This is a genomic window from Paenibacillus sp. RC334 (assembly GCF_030034735.1).
GTDB lineage: Bacteria > Bacillota > Bacilli > Paenibacillales > Paenibacillaceae > Paenibacillus > Paenibacillus terrae_A.
In genome coordinates, this window is the sequence record NZ_CP125370.1 from 4,773,464 (window position 1) to 4,789,556 (window position 16,093).

General features: G+C 47.5%; 12 protein-coding genes and 1 pseudogene. 3 read left to right on the forward strand and 10 right to left on the reverse strand.

Annotated features, from left to right (window positions below; genetic code table 11):
* The first annotated feature begins 5 nt into the window (after nucleotides 1-5).
* Nucleotides 6-1,529, forward strand: coding sequence for a DHA2 family efflux MFS transporter permease subunit (locus tag QMK20_RS22080; protein WP_283653324.1), 1,524 nt, complete (start codon nucleotides 6-8; stop codon nucleotides 1,527-1,529).
* 461 nt (nucleotides 1,530-1,990) lie between these two features.
* Nucleotides 1,991-2,185 (forward strand): annotated as a pseudogene (locus tag QMK20_RS27760) (winged helix-turn-helix domain-containing protein); the annotation flags it as partial.
* On the opposite strand, the gene QMK20_RS27765 reads toward QMK20_RS27760, so the two are convergent.
* Both QMK20_RS27765 and QMK20_RS22090 read right to left on the reverse strand, forming a co-directional pair.
* Nucleotides 2,179-2,388, reverse strand: coding sequence for a pentapeptide repeat-containing protein (locus QMK20_RS27765; RefSeq protein WP_404520810.1), 210 nt, complete (start codon nucleotides 2,386-2,388; stop codon nucleotides 2,179-2,181). The pseudogene QMK20_RS27760 and the gene QMK20_RS27765 overlap by 7 nt on opposite strands.
* 79 nt (nucleotides 2,389-2,467) lie before the next feature.
* Nucleotides 2,468-2,890 carry a MerR family transcriptional regulator gene (locus QMK20_RS22090; RefSeq protein ID WP_283653326.1) on the reverse strand — a complete coding sequence of 141 codons (423 nt, stop codon included), beginning with the start codon at nucleotides 2,888-2,890 and terminating at the stop codon, nucleotides 2,468-2,470.
* Nucleotides 2,891-3,061: 171 nt separating this feature from the next.
* On the opposite strand from QMK20_RS22090, the gene QMK20_RS22095 reads away from it, so the two are divergent.
* On the forward strand, nucleotides 3,062-4,183 hold the full coding sequence (locus QMK20_RS22095; RefSeq protein WP_283653327.1) for an NADH-dependent flavin oxidoreductase: 1,122 nt from the start codon (nucleotides 3,062-3,064) through the stop codon (nucleotides 4,181-4,183).
* Between the two features lie 500 nt (nucleotides 4,184-4,683).
* Here QMK20_RS22095 and QMK20_RS22100 read toward each other — a convergent pair whose 3' ends face one another.
* From QMK20_RS22100 to QMK20_RS22135, 8 genes are all read right to left on the reverse strand, one after another.
* Entirely contained in the window at nucleotides 4,684-6,666 is a 1,983-nt protein-coding gene (locus tag QMK20_RS22100; RefSeq protein WP_283656329.1) for a heavy metal translocating P-type ATPase, read from the reverse strand.
* A gap of 320 nt (nucleotides 6,667-6,986) precedes the next feature.
* On the reverse strand, nucleotides 6,987-8,444 hold the full coding sequence (locus tag QMK20_RS22105) for a PEP-utilizing protein (protein ID WP_283653328.1): 1,458 nt from the start codon (nucleotides 8,442-8,444) through the stop codon (nucleotides 6,987-6,989).
* A gap of 273 nt (nucleotides 8,445-8,717) precedes the next feature.
* Entirely contained in the window at nucleotides 8,718-11,132 is a 2,415-nt protein-coding gene (locus QMK20_RS22110) for a heavy metal translocating P-type ATPase (protein WP_283653329.1), read from the reverse strand.
* A 187-nt stretch (nucleotides 11,133-11,319) separates the two neighbouring features.
* Complete coding sequence (locus tag QMK20_RS22115; protein ID WP_014278144.1) at nucleotides 11,320-11,688, reverse strand: ArsR/SmtB family transcription factor; 369 nt, start codon at nucleotides 11,686-11,688, stop codon at nucleotides 11,320-11,322.
* 160 nt (nucleotides 11,689-11,848) lie between these two features.
* Nucleotides 11,849-12,973 (reverse strand): NADH:flavin oxidoreductase, encoded by a 1,125-nt coding sequence (locus tag QMK20_RS22120; protein WP_283653330.1) that lies wholly within the window; start codon nucleotides 12,971-12,973, stop codon nucleotides 11,849-11,851.
* A 180-nt stretch (nucleotides 12,974-13,153) separates the two neighbouring features.
* A complete protein-coding gene (cyoD, locus tag QMK20_RS22125; protein ID WP_283653331.1) occupies nucleotides 13,154-13,489 on the reverse strand; it encodes a cytochrome o ubiquinol oxidase subunit IV in 336 nt (111 codons plus the stop codon).
* A complete protein-coding gene (cyoC, locus tag QMK20_RS22130) occupies nucleotides 13,490-14,098 on the reverse strand; it encodes a cytochrome o ubiquinol oxidase subunit III (RefSeq protein WP_137060315.1) in 609 nt (202 codons plus the stop codon).
* Nucleotides 14,098-16,074 carry a cbb3-type cytochrome c oxidase subunit I gene (locus QMK20_RS22135; protein ID WP_283653332.1) on the reverse strand — a complete coding sequence of 659 codons (1,977 nt, stop codon included), beginning with the start codon at nucleotides 16,072-16,074 and terminating at the stop codon, nucleotides 14,098-14,100. Before QMK20_RS22135 ends, cyoC begins: the two co-directional genes overlap by 1 nt.
* Nucleotides 16,075-16,093 lie beyond the last annotated feature (19 nt).

The window sequence follows — 16,093 nt, forward strand, 5'->3', positions numbered from 1 at the left end:
CTGTCATGGAACAAAAAATGTCCATCGGACGAATCCTGTCCGTACTGCTGCTGGGCGCCTTCATTTCTATTTTGAATCAAACCCTGCTGAATGTGGCGATTCCGCATTTGATGAACGACTTCAATGTATCCGCAACTACCGTTCAATGGCTATCCACCGGATATATGCTGACCAACGGGATTTTGATTCCGATTACCGCCTTCATGATTGAGTCGTTCGGGACACGTGCGCTGTTTATTTCAGCGATGGGGCTGTTTACTGCCGGTTCTGTCGTTTGCGCCGTCAGTACCGGCTTTGCGCCTATGCTGGTCGGACGCATCATTCAGGCCAGCGGAGCGGGTATTATCATGCCAGTGGTTATGAACGTGTTCCTGACCGTATTTCCCCCGGAAAAACGGGGGGCAGCCATGGGAACGATGGGCATCGCGATGATGTTTGCCCCAGCGATAGGACCCACTTTATCCGGCTGGATAGTGGAGCATTACAGCTGGCGGCTGCTATTTTTACTAGTCATTCCGCTGGCGATCATTGATATTCTGTTTGCTGTACGCTGGCTGAAAAATGTGTCCAAGCTGACGTATCCTCATTTTGACCTGCTCGGAACGATCTTTTCGACCCTTGGCTTTGGCTTCCTGCTGTATGGCTTCAGTTCCGCTGGAGACAAGGGCTGGAGCAGCGATACAGTAGTGCTCACGCTCGCTGCCGGGCTCGTGTTTATTGTAATGTTTGTCGTACGCGAGCTGAATATAAGACAGCCCATGCTGGAGTTCCGTGTGTTTAAGTATGATATTTTTACGGTATCCACGCTGGTCGGCGCTACCGTCAATATGACGATGTTCGGCGGAATGCTGCTGCTGCCGATTTATCTGCAAAATATACGCAGCTTTACACCGCTGCAATCCGGTTTGCTGTTATTGCCCGGCGCACTGCTGATGGGTGTCATGTCACCGATATCGGGAGCGATTTTCGACCGCATTGGTGCTAGGCCACTGGCAATTATCGGGTTGATCATTACGGCAGTCACGACATGGGAATTCAGTCTGCTGACGGATGCCACGACCTATGGACACATTATGATCATCTATACGATTCGCAGCTTCGGGATGTCATTGTTAATGATGTCCGTACAGACAGAAGGGCTGAATCAGCTTCCTCCCCATCTGGGCAGCCACGGTACAGCCATGTCCAATACAGTAAGGCAAATTGCCGGGTCCATCGGCACCGCATGGCTCATTACGGTGATGAGCAGCCGGGCTACCATTCATTTGGCGGATTATGCGAATGTGGCTACCACCGCCAATGTTCCTTTAACCGAAGGCGTAGCTGAGCTGGGGCAGACCCTCGCGCAAACGGCTGGAGTTTCGACGGAAACTGGCTCGGCGCTTGCGTTACAGCAGGTATATCGAAGTGCCGTCACAGAATCGACGATCCACGGCATTAACGATGCATTTATCATTGCTACCGGAATCGCGCTGGCGGGACTGCTGTTCTCCCTGTTCTTGCGGCGGTCTATACCTCGACGGAGATAAACCTGCAACACGATAGGTGTTCGGTGAAAATAAAGTATTAGACTGGAGTCGTTGATTTAACGCGATTTTAAAATTAAAAAATCGTCAGCTTTTGAAAAATAAGTTTTAGACTGATCCATTAAACGAAGCAGCGGCGGACCAAGACTTGATAAATAAAGTCTTAGACTGCCGCTTTTATCATTCAACTAGCGTCTCCCGTTAGCTCAAGGGTCAACCCATTTCAGTATATGATGTGCAAAGTATTGTCCAACCTTGGTAGTTCCAGTCTTATCCGTTACAGGGCTCACTAAGAATGTAATGTCTTTAAAGTCAATCTTATAATTCAGTAAGGCTTTTAGAAATGCAGATCCGTACTGTCGTAACCATCTCGATCTTCTTTCCCGATGTAGCCTTACGGTTATACGCATGCTACTCTATAATCACTCAACAGCTTAAACCATTTAACTAAAGGGAGGATGGTTATGATTGATCTGAACAGCAGCGTTAATCTGTTACATGCGTTCAAAGATAATCAGAAGATGCTAAACGCTATTGGTGACGAAACCAGGCAAGCGATTATTATAACTTTAATGCAGAGTGCGGGAACGCCCGGTATGAGGGTTGGGGAAATTACAGAACGAACCAACTTATCCCGTCCAGCAGTTTTGCATCACCTGACTGAGAAATTTGTACCATCTAAAGAGTTACCAGCGAATATCGCATTATTGAGAATACAATTAGTAAAAATGCATGTCTTCAAATTCGAATTAATAAATCTCGTGGCTTCAAATTTAGAGCCTGAAAAGTCAATGGAGAATAGACACTCCTCAAAAGTAAGACCTGACTGATTTTTGACGTGTTCACAGAGACGCAGCGGCACATTTAGACTAAAAAATATAGTCTTAAGTTGCCGCTGTAATATTTTAACTAACGTTCTCCGTTAGCGTAAGTACATTACATTAATTCACCGTCTTAATCTCCAGGCCGTGACATTTAAAGTTATAGTTGGGGTTTTTCATAACCTCTTCTTTCTGAAGTCCATACATGGCTATTTTATAGTTTATTTCTTCTAAGTGTTTAAAACTTTCGTCAATTTTCTTCTGCACTTCCAATTTATGCTGCATCAACATTTCTTCTCTTTGTAAATAGGTAATATTTCCCAATTCATAAAGTTCCTTGTAATCCTTTATTTTTGAAAGAGGCATGCCTGTCTCTTTGAGGCAACGAATAAAAGAAATCCAATCTATTTGTTGTTCGCTATAAACTCTACGGCCTTTTTCGTCACGAGATATATTTGGTAATATCCCTTGCTCTTCATAAAATCGAAGCGTCTTTGCAGATACATTTAAATTCTCCACTACATATGTCATTGAATACAACATCTACTTGTCCCCCTCCTTTAGTTACAGTTACTGTAACTAAATATATATCATAAAGAGAATGACAACGCAAAAAATCTATATTTAACCATATAAAAATAAATACTTGACTTGCCGTAACGGAAACCAATTAAACTGAAATAGAAAAGAAAATATGAGAGCGAGGTTAATGAAATGAATCAGAAATACAGTAGGTTATTTGAATCCTTCACATTCAGAAATGGAATAACAATTAAGAATAGTATCGTTATGGCACCTATGACAACCTGGTCAAGTAACGACGATCTTACCATTTCGGATGACGAAGTAAAGTATTACAAACAAAGAGTGAATGGAGTAGGACTCGTCATTACAGGGTGTACTCATGTTACACCTAATGGGCAGGGTTTTACGAATGAATTCGCTGGGTACAATGATGAATTTACTCCAAGTCTACGAAAATTAGCTGAGGCAGCGAAAAGTGGAGGCGCCCCTGCGATCCTACAGATTTTCCATGCTGGCAATAAAGCCGTGCCTGGATTGGATGCAGTTAGTGCGAGTGCATTGCAACCCGAAGTTACTAATTTAGGTTCAACTTCAGAAACAAGAGAACTATCACATGAGGAGATCTTGTCGATTATACGTGCTTTTGGAGACACAACGAGAAGAGCGATTGAAGCCGGATTTGATGGCGTCGAAATTCATGGGGCTCATGGATTTTTAATTCAGAATTTCTGGTCGCCAGCGACAAATCAACGGACGGACCAATGGGGAGGATCACTTGAAAATCGCTTGCGTTTTCCATTGGCAATTATTGAAGAAATCAAAATTGTCATTGAAAAACATGCTACAAAACCATTCATTTTAGGATTCCGATTTTCCCCTGAAGAATCCTCCAAAGTGGACGGATTACGTATGAAAGACACGTATGAATTAATTGATATCCTTGTTGAACAGGATTTAGATTATATACATGCTTCATTAGACAATGTGTCTTCAAAGCCAGTAGATAGTCAAGATGAAAAAACACGGCTTGAATTAATTCTTGAAAGAGCAAACGGTAAGGTACCTGTGATGGCTGCTGGTTCCATAATAACACCGGATGATGCTCTTAAAGCTATGGAATTAGGTTTGCCGCTAGTCGCCATTGGGCATGCGTTAATTATGGATCCTAATTGGGTTGAAAAGGTCGCAAATGGACGTGAAGCCGAGGTAGATTCTGAATTGAACGTTTCGAAACTCAACCAGCTTAATATTCCAGAGAAACTTTGGAATGTATTTCAAGAAATGCCAGGTTGGTTTAATATTAGTAAATAAAGAGTAGTCCTAAAGGCTACTCAGATTGACGAGAAACCCAAGTCTTTTATGAGACTTCGGGTTTCTTTTGCTGATTCTAAGGTGCTCCGTCCATCCGTAGTTCGATAGGGCAATTCTTGCTGTTGCGGACACACATACCGCGTATGTTTCGATCTTGAAGGCCTTTGCAAATAGAGGGCGTTAAATAACCTGAATCTAAGGCTACCGCTCCAGAATATTGTTGCGTTAAACTGCCCGTTAGCGTAACGATCGATCCTCGATTAATGCTTTTTTTCTCAGTTTGGAAAATAAAAGGATCTACATATTAGTTATGCATAATATGTAGATCCTTTTATTTTAATAAGTTTTTTTCAACCAAGGTCTTGATAATTTTCAGTCTAATACTTTATTTTCCTTTCACGATAGGCTGGCACGCAAAAAAGGAGCATTCATCCCCTGTCCTTTAAGGGATGTGAATGCTCCTTCTCGTTTATCATCTTAGGATCATGATCTTATTTGCTTTATGACCGCAGCAAGCGCAAGCCGTTCAAAATGACAAGCAACGTGCTGCCCTCATGCCCGATAACGCCAAATGGCAAAGCTATATCTTGCACAAAGTTGCTAATGATGAGCAGTAAAATGACACTTACGGCGAAGATCATATTCTGCTTGACCACCCGTTGTGCCTTGCGTGCCAGTGCTACCGTCGGGGCAATCTCTTCGATGCCATCGTTCATCAGCACCACATCCGCGACCTCCAGTGCGGCTCCACTACCATGCATACCCATGCCCAGTCCGACCGTTGCGGCAGCCAGTGCCGGAGCATCGTTCACACCGTCGCCGACCATGACGACATGCCCGTACTGCTCCCGAAGCATGCGAATATGATTGACTTTGTCCTCCGGCATCAGACCAGCGTATACCGCATCGACTCCGGCCTGCGCCGCGATCACGGCGGCGGTTTCCGGGCGATCTCCGGTCAGCATAACGACCTGAATTCCCTGCGCTTGCAGGCGTCTCACCGCCTCCTGCGCCTGTGGCCGCAGCTCGTCGCGCAGTGCCAGCATCCCAACTATCCTGTCATCCGCGAGGATAATGGATACGGTTTTACCCTCGGCTTCCAGCCGGGCACGTGTTTCTACCCATTCCGGCTCTGCCAGCGGGCCAGCGTCATCCAGCGCATCCGTGCGCCCGATTTTCCACCTCACCCCGTCTACCATGCCTTCCATTCCCCATCCGGTTAGAGAATGTACTTGCTCCACTGCGGGAAGCTCTCGCTGCCCCAATTCAGCTTCGGCTTTGGCTACAATCGCTCGTGCCAACGGATGCATGGAGTAGCTTTCTATTGCCGCGACAATGCGTAACAGTTCATTAACATCGTAGCCTGTGGCGGTAATCCAGTCGGTTACAACAGGCGAACCGATGGTCAGCGTACCTGTTTTGTCAAAGGCGACGACAGATGTCAGCGCCATATTTTCCACATGCGCACCACCTTTGAACAGGATGCCCCGACGGGCACGGTTGGAAATAGCCGACAGCATGACTGGCATAATGGACGACACGAGTGCGCATGGTGAGGCCACAACGAGAAATACCATTGCCTTGTAAAATGCCGCTGCCCACGTCCATCCCAATACCATTGGCGCACCTGCAATAACAATCAGCGTAACCGCAACAACAATTCGGGCGTAAATCGACTCGAACCTTTTGATAAACCGTTGGGAATCGGGGACCTCTGTCTGCGCTTCCTCCACCATACGGATGATTTTTGAAAATAGAGTGCCTTCGGAGGATTGACTAACCTCCACGTACAGCACGCCTTCCCCGTTAATGGTGCCCGCATATACCTCATCACCCGCCGCTTTGTTCACCGGAATGGATTCCCCGGTAATAGATGCCTGATTCACCGCCGAAACCCCCTTGGAAATCCGGCCATCCGCCGGAATCAGCTCGCCCGGCTTCACCAGCAGCAGATCACCCGGCAGCAGTTGCTCAATACCGACCGTTTCTGTCCCCTCGCGGGACAGACGCAAAGCCGTTTCCGGCTTCAACGCCATCAGCTCGGAAATATCCTTGCTGCTGCGCTCGGTGGTATAGCTCTCCAGTGCACCGCTGAGTGCAAAAATGAAGATCAGCATTGCTCCTTCATTCCAATAGCCAATAGCCGCAGCCCCCAATGACGCTGCGATCATGAGCAGGTTGACATCCAGTTCACGTTCACGGACCAGCGTCTCAATGCCTTCTCTAGCTTTAGACCAGCCACCTAGGGCGTAGGAAACCACATACAGGATGACCGCCAGCCATTGCGACCAATGCGAGACGCCCCATGCCATCAGCATAAGTGTTCCACTGCCCAGAGCAGCCTGCATCTCCTTGTTTTTCAGCATGCTTTTGAGCTGGAATTGTGGTTTGCGATTCGGGCCTGGCCGTCCGCTGCCGCTGTTTTTTGAAAGTATCCGATCAGAGGGAGACAATGTCTTTTGAAGTTGTTGAACTGCTTGCATCATGTCACATTCCTTTCCTTTTTTGTTCTTTGTTACTGCATCTCATTGAGAATGATATCCATTGTTAAGTGCCTTAAAATAGCACATGCTGCTTCGGGAAGCCCGAAACAGCATGTTTGGCAATGAGAATGATAATCATTTTTGCATTTATGCAATTATTTTGGTTTAGAGAAACTTTCGCTTTATTATAACCCTTTTCTTCTCCAGTTGTAAACCAACATTCGCCCAAATAAAAAAGATACCTGCGCAAACAGCGCAGATATCCTATATATTTTAAAAGCATGCTGTCATACGAATTGCGTGTTACCTTCGGGATTGGGCTACAGCGGAAACCGCTGGGCGGGGCTTTGTAGAGCAACAGAGCCTTGTTGCTGCTCTGCTTGTTGCAGCAGTCCGAAGCGTGCAGCCGCAAGACGTGCAACGGAAGCTGCTTTTTCCGGGCAAATCACGCCCGTTAGCCCGCTTCCCCAGATGGCAGCTTCATCCAGCGAATCGTGAATAACATCTAACGCCACCCATACGGGCAGCTCGGATTTCACACCCCGAATAGCGTGCGTCATGCATTTTATCGTTTCACTGGTGTTCTCAAAACTACCAGCAACGGGTTGATTCAACCGATGCACGGCCTCGCCATTATATGATGGAATCGGTGCGATTTCCAAAATCACCGCATCGGCAAAACGCGCCATATCTGCGGCTTGAACCGCCTGCTTGATCTGTTGCGCTTTCACTTCCGGCATGAGGTTGGCGCTGGCAGACTCATGAGACGGTTTGGCCTGCCTGTTCCATGTTTGGCTGACGTTGAGCTTCGAGGGGGCATCGACCGTCAAAAGCACGCCTACCCGATATGGAATGCACCGCAGGCGGCCGCATAAGGTCTGCTCCGCAACGCCGTCTATCCAGTCCCGGGTTGCCTGGAATTGGTTCACGCCAGCCGGATTGCGCACCACAATCTCCAACTGCGGTTCTCCCCCCCGCTGCACACTTCGCAACGCCGCACGCAGCAACGCCTCCAACTGCATATCTTGCAAGCTTCCGATGCCCACCGCATTGTTTTGTTCGATCAGGGCGATTGTGAGTGGTAATCCGTTCAGAGACTCGAACAAGCCTTCATACTCTGTTTCCAGCAGCCCGATAATTCGCCGGGACAGATGCTCACACAATCCGGGCAAGCCAGATGCCTGATTAAAGGCTTTGTACGTGTCTGATGCACGGGAGCCTGGAATAAGGAGGGGGTCAGGCTCCCCGTCAGGACCATGAATCGTATGCCCGGACTCTGCCGCGTCCAGATAGGCACGGCATAATTCAGCCACACGGCTGGACGACTGCGACAAGGGGCCGTGCAGAAGACTATAGCCATCAAGGCTGCCCATACTTAGCCCTATCGCTGACTCCTTGCTTGTATAATTCACATGGGCAGGATCATCAGCATAGATACGTATGAATGTACGCCTGTATTCATCGCCCCACTCCAGCAGTGTGGTCATCGCTTCCCTGTCATCGTTGCCGTTATTCAGCAGCATTTCCTCTATTAGCTCGGAGTCCGCAGCCAGCAACGCCTCCTCTTGACTGATCCTGCCCTGTTCGGCTAATCCGACCAGCCAGCCCAGCGGGTCTTCCTCCTGTGAGGCAGATACTTCACTGCACCCTGCCAGCACCGACTCGATAGCCAGTCTCTGTGCAGCAGCGACCTTACTCCCTGACTCGGGGTCATCGCAATCCCGACTGTTTTTTTCACTCAATAGTTCTGCGAATACATGCATCAGTTTAGCCTCCATGCTACAAATCCATCCTTTCTCCCGTCAGCAAGTTGGCACACACGAATTTGAGTATCCCACCATAAAAGAAAACGTTTACCTATTAGACGTCAAGTGGAATTCAAATGAGCCTTACCTGTAAGGTCCCTACCTTAACGTATTAGGCGCACCCCACATTTATACATATCTGTAGAACGACAGGAAAGCATAGATTAAACTGCAGCATGAAACGAAAAAAAACCCGGATTTCAAAGGATGAATACATCCGATGATAACCCGAGGGCATTGATTTTTTTATTCAAAAGAACGTACTTTCAGTACACGCATAACATTCAGTACGGCAAGAAGTGTTACGCCCACGTCGGAGAATACAGCCTCCCACATGGTAGCAATACCGAACGCACCCAAAGTGAGAAACACGGCTTTGACGCCTAGTGCAAATATAATATTCTGCCATACGATGCGGCGTGTACGCTTGGCGATATGAATCGCTGTAACCAATCTTGAAGGTTCGTCGTTCATGATCACGATATCCGCCGCCTCAATCGCGGCATCTGAACCCAAACCGCCCATCGCTACACCTACATCCGCCAGTGCAAGCACAGGGGTATCATTAATCCCGTCGCCCACGAACAAAATCTTGTCGCCCGCTTTTTTACTTGCAGACAGTTGTTCAATCGCTTCGGCTTTATTCTGGGGTAACAGCTCTGCACGTACTTCATCCAGACCCAACTGTCGTCCAACGGCCTCTGCAACCGTCCGGTTGTCACCTGTCAGCATGATCGTTTTCACTATACCCAGCTTTTTCAGTGAAGCAATCGTTCGTGCCGCGTCCTCCTTGACTTCATCCGAAATCAGGATGCATCCGGCATACGTTCCGTCTACAGCCACATGAACGACCGTTCCTTCATCCATCGTTCCTGCACGTTGTGCATCGTCAAAAGCAACTTGCTCCCGCTCCATCAGCTTCGCATTCCCGGCCAACACCAGACGACCATCTATCTGCGCTTGAATCCCATGACCGGAAATCTCGCTATATTGCTGTACCCGCTCGGCTTGAAGCTCCTTGCCATAGGAATCACGCAGGGATGCCGCAATAGGATGCGTGGAATGCAGCTCCGCCAAAGCAGCCGTTTCCAGCAGGCTTTCCTTCGTAAATTCTCCGGCGGGATAAATACCTGTTACACGGAAAACCCCTTTGGTGAGTGTACCTGTTTTATCAAAAACAGCATATTTCACATGGTTCAGTGCTTCAAGATAGTTCCCGCCTTTAATCAGCACACCTGAACGGGAGGCTGCCCCGATGCCGCCAAAGAAGCCCAACGGAATGGATACGACCAGCGCACATGGGCAAGAAATGACGAGGAAAACAAGTGCACGATATACCCAATCTGCAAACTGCGCTCCCGGTACGACGAGCGGTGGAACGACTGCCAGCAGCAGCGCAACGATAACCACAACAGGAGTATAGTATCTGGAAAACTTGGTGATAAACTTTTCGGTCGGCGCTTTTTTGGCGCTCGCATTTTGCACTAGCTCCAAAATTTTGGCGACTGCTGATTCGCTGAATTCCTTGCTAACCTCTACAGTTAAAAGTCCGTTCGTATTGATAAATCCGCTCATCACACTGCTTCCCGGCTCTACGGTACGAGGCACGGATTCACCCGTCAGCGCCGAGGTATCCACATGCGATTTTCCGTCTACAACTTTACCATCCAGCGGAATCTTCTCGCCCGGCTTGATTACTATCAGATCACCTACACGCACATCCTCGGGTGACACCCGATTTACGGAATCAGCCGTCTTCAGGTTGGCATAGTCCGGTCGAATATCCATCAGGTCGCTGATAGATTTGCGCGAACGATTAACCGCAATGCCCTGGAATAGCTCACCGATTTGATAAAAGAACATGACGGCTACGCCTTCCGGATATTGCCCAATTGCAAATGCACCAACAGTAGCCAGCGTCATCAGGAAATATTCGTCAAAAGCCATTCCTCGCACCAGACTGCGCACAGCCTGCATGACTACATCTCCACCAACAATGATATATGCCAGTAAAAACAGTGCCAGCTTGCCTAGGCCCTCTACAGGCAACCACCAGGCAACAGCCGCAACGACTGCACCAATAGCCAAGCGTGTAATCATGCGGCGTATACCGTCTGTACCGTGGTCATGTGTATGCCCGGCATGGCTGTCATCTCCATGCGAATGTGAATGAGCATGTGTGGAATCACCATGATCATGTGCATGTTCGCCATGGTGGTGGCCATCATGGGCATGAACTTCCTCAGCATGTGCTTCATGACTATGAGTATGACCTGTGTGGCTGTGAACTCCATGTTGTTGGCCGTTCTCATGCGTATGTCCTTCACTATGCTCATGACTATGGGTGCGCTCCCCTGCGCTGCCTGCCTGTGCTGCACCCGCCACACTGCGACTGTTCTCACCAGAGCGTCCCCGGGCGCTTTTTACGATCATTCGGACGTGAGGCTCCAGTCTGTGAACCTTCCGTTCCGTTTGACGAAAAATCTCCTCTTTTTGATCCGAGCTTGCTGTCATCGTCAATGTTTTCGTTACAAAATTGACCGAGCAATCAAGCACACCTTCTATTTTACTGACTCCATTTTCAATCTTTAGAGCACAGTTGGCACAGTCCAAGCCTTCCAAAATCCATTCGTGCCGTTCCGTTCTTTTCAGAGCATCCATAATCATTGGCCTCCAATTAACTATATATGAGCAACTGTTCATATATTATTTATTAAACTCATTATATTCAGTATCATGAGTAAAAGTCAATGATAATAGCCCCTTTCCGCCAAATAAATCTATTTCATCGGACAAACACCAAAAGAGCGCCAATCGCTTGGCGCCCTGCTTTTTTTCTATCCCAAAATTATTGATGTGAAATGTGCTGGTGGGTTTGCAAAAATATCTGCTCCACATGATTATCATCCAGCGAATAAAACACCGTTTTGCCTTCCTTGCGCCGTTTGACAATGCGCAGATTGCGCAAATAACGAAGCTGGTGAGATACCGCAGACTGCCCCATATTCAACACCTGGGTCAAATCATGTACACACAGCTCCTTCTGGGCCAAAGCGTAGATTAGCTTGATCCGTGTCGGATCACCCAAGGCTTTGAACAGCTCCGACATTTTGTATGCGATGGAATCCTCAACAAGAGAAGATTTTATGTGTTCGATTTCTTTGTCTGAACCGTGACAAGCCGGCTCGCAATCCAAAGCTTCCGTTTCAGAATTCATCCTTTTCACCCCGTGTATTTCGACTTGATGCTCCTATTATAGCAAATTCGTAGAATTTACGAATAGCTTATATTACAGCTTGTCCCGTAACAGAGAATTTTCAAGTCTCGATGCCTGGCTATCCGCACTCCGCCCTATATAACGTTGCGCTAAATAAAGCTTAATTCAACGTTTTTAATGCTTCATCACTGTAAGGCACGAGTTCCTCTATCCGTTTATCACGTAACTTAACCGCAAACGCCGGGTCAACCAGCAAAGCCCGTCCAACCGCAACCAGATCAGCTTCCTCTCGCTCTACTTGTCCAACAAGTTGTTCTAATCTTGCCTGTACGCTACTCGAATTATCGGTCTGGCTGTTATTATTTTTTTCCAGTTCACTCAAAAAAGCCTTCTCCAAACCAATGGAGCCTACAGTAATAACCGGCTTGCCTGTTAGCTTTTTGGTCCAAGCAGCTAAATTTAGATCAGACCCTTCAAATTCCGGTTCCCAAAAACGGCGGCTTGAGCAGTGGAATACATCCACCCCGGCCTTCACCAATGGAGACAGAAACTGTTCAAGCTCCTCTGGTGTCTGTGCCAATTTCTCTCCATAATGGTACATCTTCCACTGGGAGAACCGCAGTACAATTGGAAAATCCGGACCCACTGCACGACGACAAGCCTCAATGACCTCCACCGCAAACCGAGTGCGCTGGGCCAAATTGCCTCCGTATTGATCTGTACGCTTGTTGGTTTTGTCCCAGAAAAACTGGTCAATTAAATAGCCGTGTGCACCATGAAGCTCAATGCCGTCGAATCCCACCTGCTGGGCATCCGCTGCTGCTTGGGCATAGGCTGCGATAATATCAGCAATCTCGGCCTCCTTCAACGGCTCAACTACCTTTTCACCAGCAGGAGTGATACCGGACGGACCGACGGGTAATGCCTCGGGATTCGGCTGGTTAGCCGCGCCTATTTTCCGGGCCGCACCCACATGCCAGAGCTGCGGTATAATCTTGCCACCCGCCGCATGAACCTCCTCGACTACCTTCGCCCATCCCTTCAATCCCTCACCATAAAAATTAGGAATGCTCGTATGCTCCACGGCTGCGGGATGATTAATAGCAGTTCCCTCCGTAATAATCAATCCGACTGCATTTTCCGCACGGCGACGATAATACGCGGCCACCTCAGGGCCTGGGATACCTTGAGGAGAAAAATTCCGTGTCATTGGAGCCATAACGATCCGATTGGGAAGAGATAAATTACCTGCCTTAAAAGGTTTAAATAGTATATCTGTATTCATTATTTTCATCCTCCGCTCTCAACTAGTGTTATCGTTTTCACCCTACTGTTATACAATTCCATTTTACACATAGATAAACTTGAGTTCAAGTAGCCACAGTTTATATTTCCAACACGATACTCACAAAAAAAGAGGAAGCGGCTCTAAGCTGCTTCCTCTTACCTAATTAGTTTGTACTTATTATTGTGCTACCATGTTGTATTCCATAATCCAGACAGAACCGCCAACAATGGTCAACAGGATGACTACACCGAAAATCAAAGTCATGACATTCCAGCGTGGTCCATTACTTTCACGGATATGCATGAAGAAGAATAACTGCACCAGAAATTGCAGCACTGCTGCGGCCAAAATAACAACCATAGTTGAAGTGCGACTCAACATATGATTCATGACCACACCGAGAGGAATGATGGTCAGTACGATGGACAGAATAAATCCGATTACATAGGATTTCACTGAACCGTGAGACTCATCATGACCATGCGAACCCGCTCCTGATTGATGCTGTGCCATCTACATCACCCCCATCAAATAGACGACTGTCAGCAAGAAGATCCAGACAGCGTCCAAAAAGTGCCAATACAAGCTCAATGCCGAAACTTTGCCCTTCGTCTCTGGAGTAAGCCCGCGTTTTTTCAACTGAAACATAAGGCCGATCATCCACACCAGACCTAACGAAACGTGAAGTCCGTGCGTACCGACCAATGTGAAGAATGCCGACAGGAACGCGCTCGTTCCAAAATTGGCTCCTTCGTGTACCAATTCAACAAACTCGTAAACCTCAAAACCGATAAAACCAAGACCCAGGATCGCCGTCACGATTAACCAGTTGATTAATCCCTTCATGCTTCCTTTGTTCATGGCCAACACAGCCAGACCGCTTGTGAAGCTGCTTGTGAGCAAGAGGAACGTTTCAATGATAACGCCCGTCATGTTAAACAGCTCTGCGCCCCCAGGTCCTCCAGCTGTGCTGTTCCGAAGGACGACGAAGGTTGCGAACAAGGTACTGAACAGGATTACGTCCGTTACAAGAAAGATCCAGAAACCAAGCATCTTCAATTCTTGTGGATCGTGATGCCCGTGGTCATGATCATGGCTGTGATGTGCTGCTGCTTGTGCCATTATACAGACCCCCTTATTGCCGCTTCCGTGCGTTTTACCTCATCCGCAGGGATGTAGTAGTCGCCATCATACGAGAAGAAAGAACGACAAATCATACAAATCGCAACGCCGATCAGACCCGGAATATAGAAGATCGACCACCCGAATACAAAACCGAAACCTGCGATGAAAAAGAATACCGACATAATGAATGGAATCGCCGAGTTTTTCGGCATATGAATCGCTTCAATTGGCGGTTGCTTTCTGAAAATTCCTTTTGCTCGTTTGTCTTTCTCTGCCCACCAGTCATCACGTTCTTCTACTTGTGGGATGGTAGCAAAATTGTATTCCGGTGCAGGTGAAGGGATCGACCATTCCAACGTATGACCACCCCAAGGGTCGCCAGTTGTATCCTTCAGCTTGCGGAAATTTTTGATACCCAGAAGAATTTGAAGAACCTGGAACAAGAAACCAATCCCCATCAGGAATGCTCCAACGGTTGATACAAGGTTAAGCGGCTGCCAGCCAGTATCCCAGCCGTAAGTGCTCAGACGACGTGTCATACCCATCAGACCGAGGGAATATTGTGGAATGAAACACACATAGAAGCCGATATTCCAGAACCAGAAAGCCCATTTACCCGGCGTTTCAGGCAGAGTGAAGCCGAACATTTTAGGCCACCAGTAGTACAGACCTGCCAGATAGCCGAACACTACACCGCCAATCAGAGCGGAGTGAAAGTGAGCGACCAGGAAGTAACTGTTATGGAACTGGAAGTCCGCAGGCGCTACAGACAACATGACGCCCGTCAAACCTGCAATCAGGAAATTCGGAATAAAGGCGATTGCCCACATCATAGGTGTCTTAAATGTGATCTTACCCCGATACATCGTGAACAGCCAGTTAAACACTTTAACCCCTGTCGGTATTGCAATAACCATCGTCGAAATGGCAAAGAATGCATTAACATCTGCGCCTGATCCCATCGTGAAGAAGTGATGCGCCCAGGTGAAGAAGGACAGGATAGCAATCATGAACATGGCGTAAACCATGGATTTGTAGCCAAACAATTTCTTTTTGGAGAATACGCTGATGACCTCGGAATAAATACCGAAGGCAGGTATAACCACGATATAAACCTCAGGGTGACCCCACATCCAGATCAGGTTGATATACATCATTGGGTTACCGCCGAAATCAAGTGTAAAGAAATGTCCTCCTCCGAAGCGGTCAAGGAATAGCAAAGCTAAAGTAACCGTCAAAATCGGAAACGCGAAAATGATGATAACACATGATGAAAATACGGACCACGTAAAGACAGGCATTTTCATCCAGGTCATACCAGGTGCGCGCATTTTAATAATGGTAACAATAAAGTTAATCCCCGTAGCCAATGAACCTATACCAGAAATCTGTATACCCCAGATATAAAAGTTCTGACCGACGCCGGGACTAAATTGCAGCTCCGAAAGCGGTGGATAACTCAACCAACCTGCGTCCGGCGAACCGCCAATAACGAAGGACAGGTTGAATAGCATCGCTCCCATAAAGAACAGCCAGAAGCTCAGCGCGTTCAGGAAAGGAAACGCAACGTCACGCGCACCAATTTGAAGTGGTACCGCGATGTTAAACAAACCAAACATCAATGGCATCGCCATAAACAAGATCATGATCGTGCCATGCGTTGTAAAGATCTGATTGTAATGCTCAGGATGCAAAAGTGTAACATCCGGTGTAGCAAGCTGTAAACGCATCAACAGTGCGTCCACGCCTCCGCGGAACAGCATCAAGATGGCTGCAAGGATATACATAATACCGACTTTTTTATGGTCAACGGTAGTCAACCAGTTTTTCCAAAGCCAGCCCCATTTTTTGAAATAAGTGAGCACAAACACGATCCCGATCATCGCGAGAGCGATAGAAACATCCGCTCCATAAATCATTGGGTCTCCAGTAACGAAGAAAGTGGATGCAAACTCTTTTATTTTGTCAAGCATTGGGGGCCTCCTTCCCTAT

Bases quoted from the DNA above. Each gene is read 5' to 3' on its own strand.
- QMK20_RS22080 (WP_283653324.1), top strand. From the start codon at position 6: ATGGAACAAAAAATGTCCATCGGACGAATCCTGTCCGTACTGCTGCTG.
- QMK20_RS22090 (WP_283653326.1), bottom strand. From the start codon at position 2,890: ATGTTGTATTCAATGACATATGTAGTGGAGAATTTAAATGTATCTGCA.
- QMK20_RS22095 (WP_283653327.1), top strand. From the start codon at position 3,062: ATGAATCAGAAATACAGTAGGTTATTTGAATCCTTCACATTCAGAAAT.
- QMK20_RS22100 (WP_283656329.1), bottom strand. From the start codon at position 6,666: ATGCAAGCAGTTCAACAACTTCAAAAGACATTGTCTCCCTCTGATCGG.
- QMK20_RS22105 (WP_283653328.1), bottom strand. From the start codon at position 8,444: ATGGAGGCTAAACTGATGCATGTATTCGCAGAACTATTGAGTGAAAAA.
- QMK20_RS22110 (WP_283653329.1), bottom strand. From the start codon at position 11,132: ATGGATGCTCTGAAAAGAACGGAACGGCACGAATGGATTTTGGAAGGC.
- QMK20_RS22115 (WP_014278144.1), bottom strand. From the start codon at position 11,688: ATGAATTCTGAAACGGAAGCTTTGGATTGCGAGCCGGCTTGTCACGGT.
- QMK20_RS22120 (WP_283653330.1), bottom strand. From the start codon at position 12,973: ATGAATACAGATATACTATTTAAACCTTTTAAGGCAGGTAATTTATCT.
- cyoD (WP_283653331.1), bottom strand. From the start codon at position 13,489: ATGGCACAGCATCAATCAGGAGCGGGTTCGCATGGTCATGATGAGTCT.
- cyoC (WP_137060315.1), bottom strand. From the start codon at position 14,098: ATGGCACAAGCAGCAGCACATCACAGCCATGATCATGACCACGGGCAT.
- QMK20_RS22135 (WP_283653332.1), bottom strand. From the start codon at position 16,074: ATGCTTGACAAAATAAAAGAGTTTGCATCCACTTTCTTCGTTACTGGA.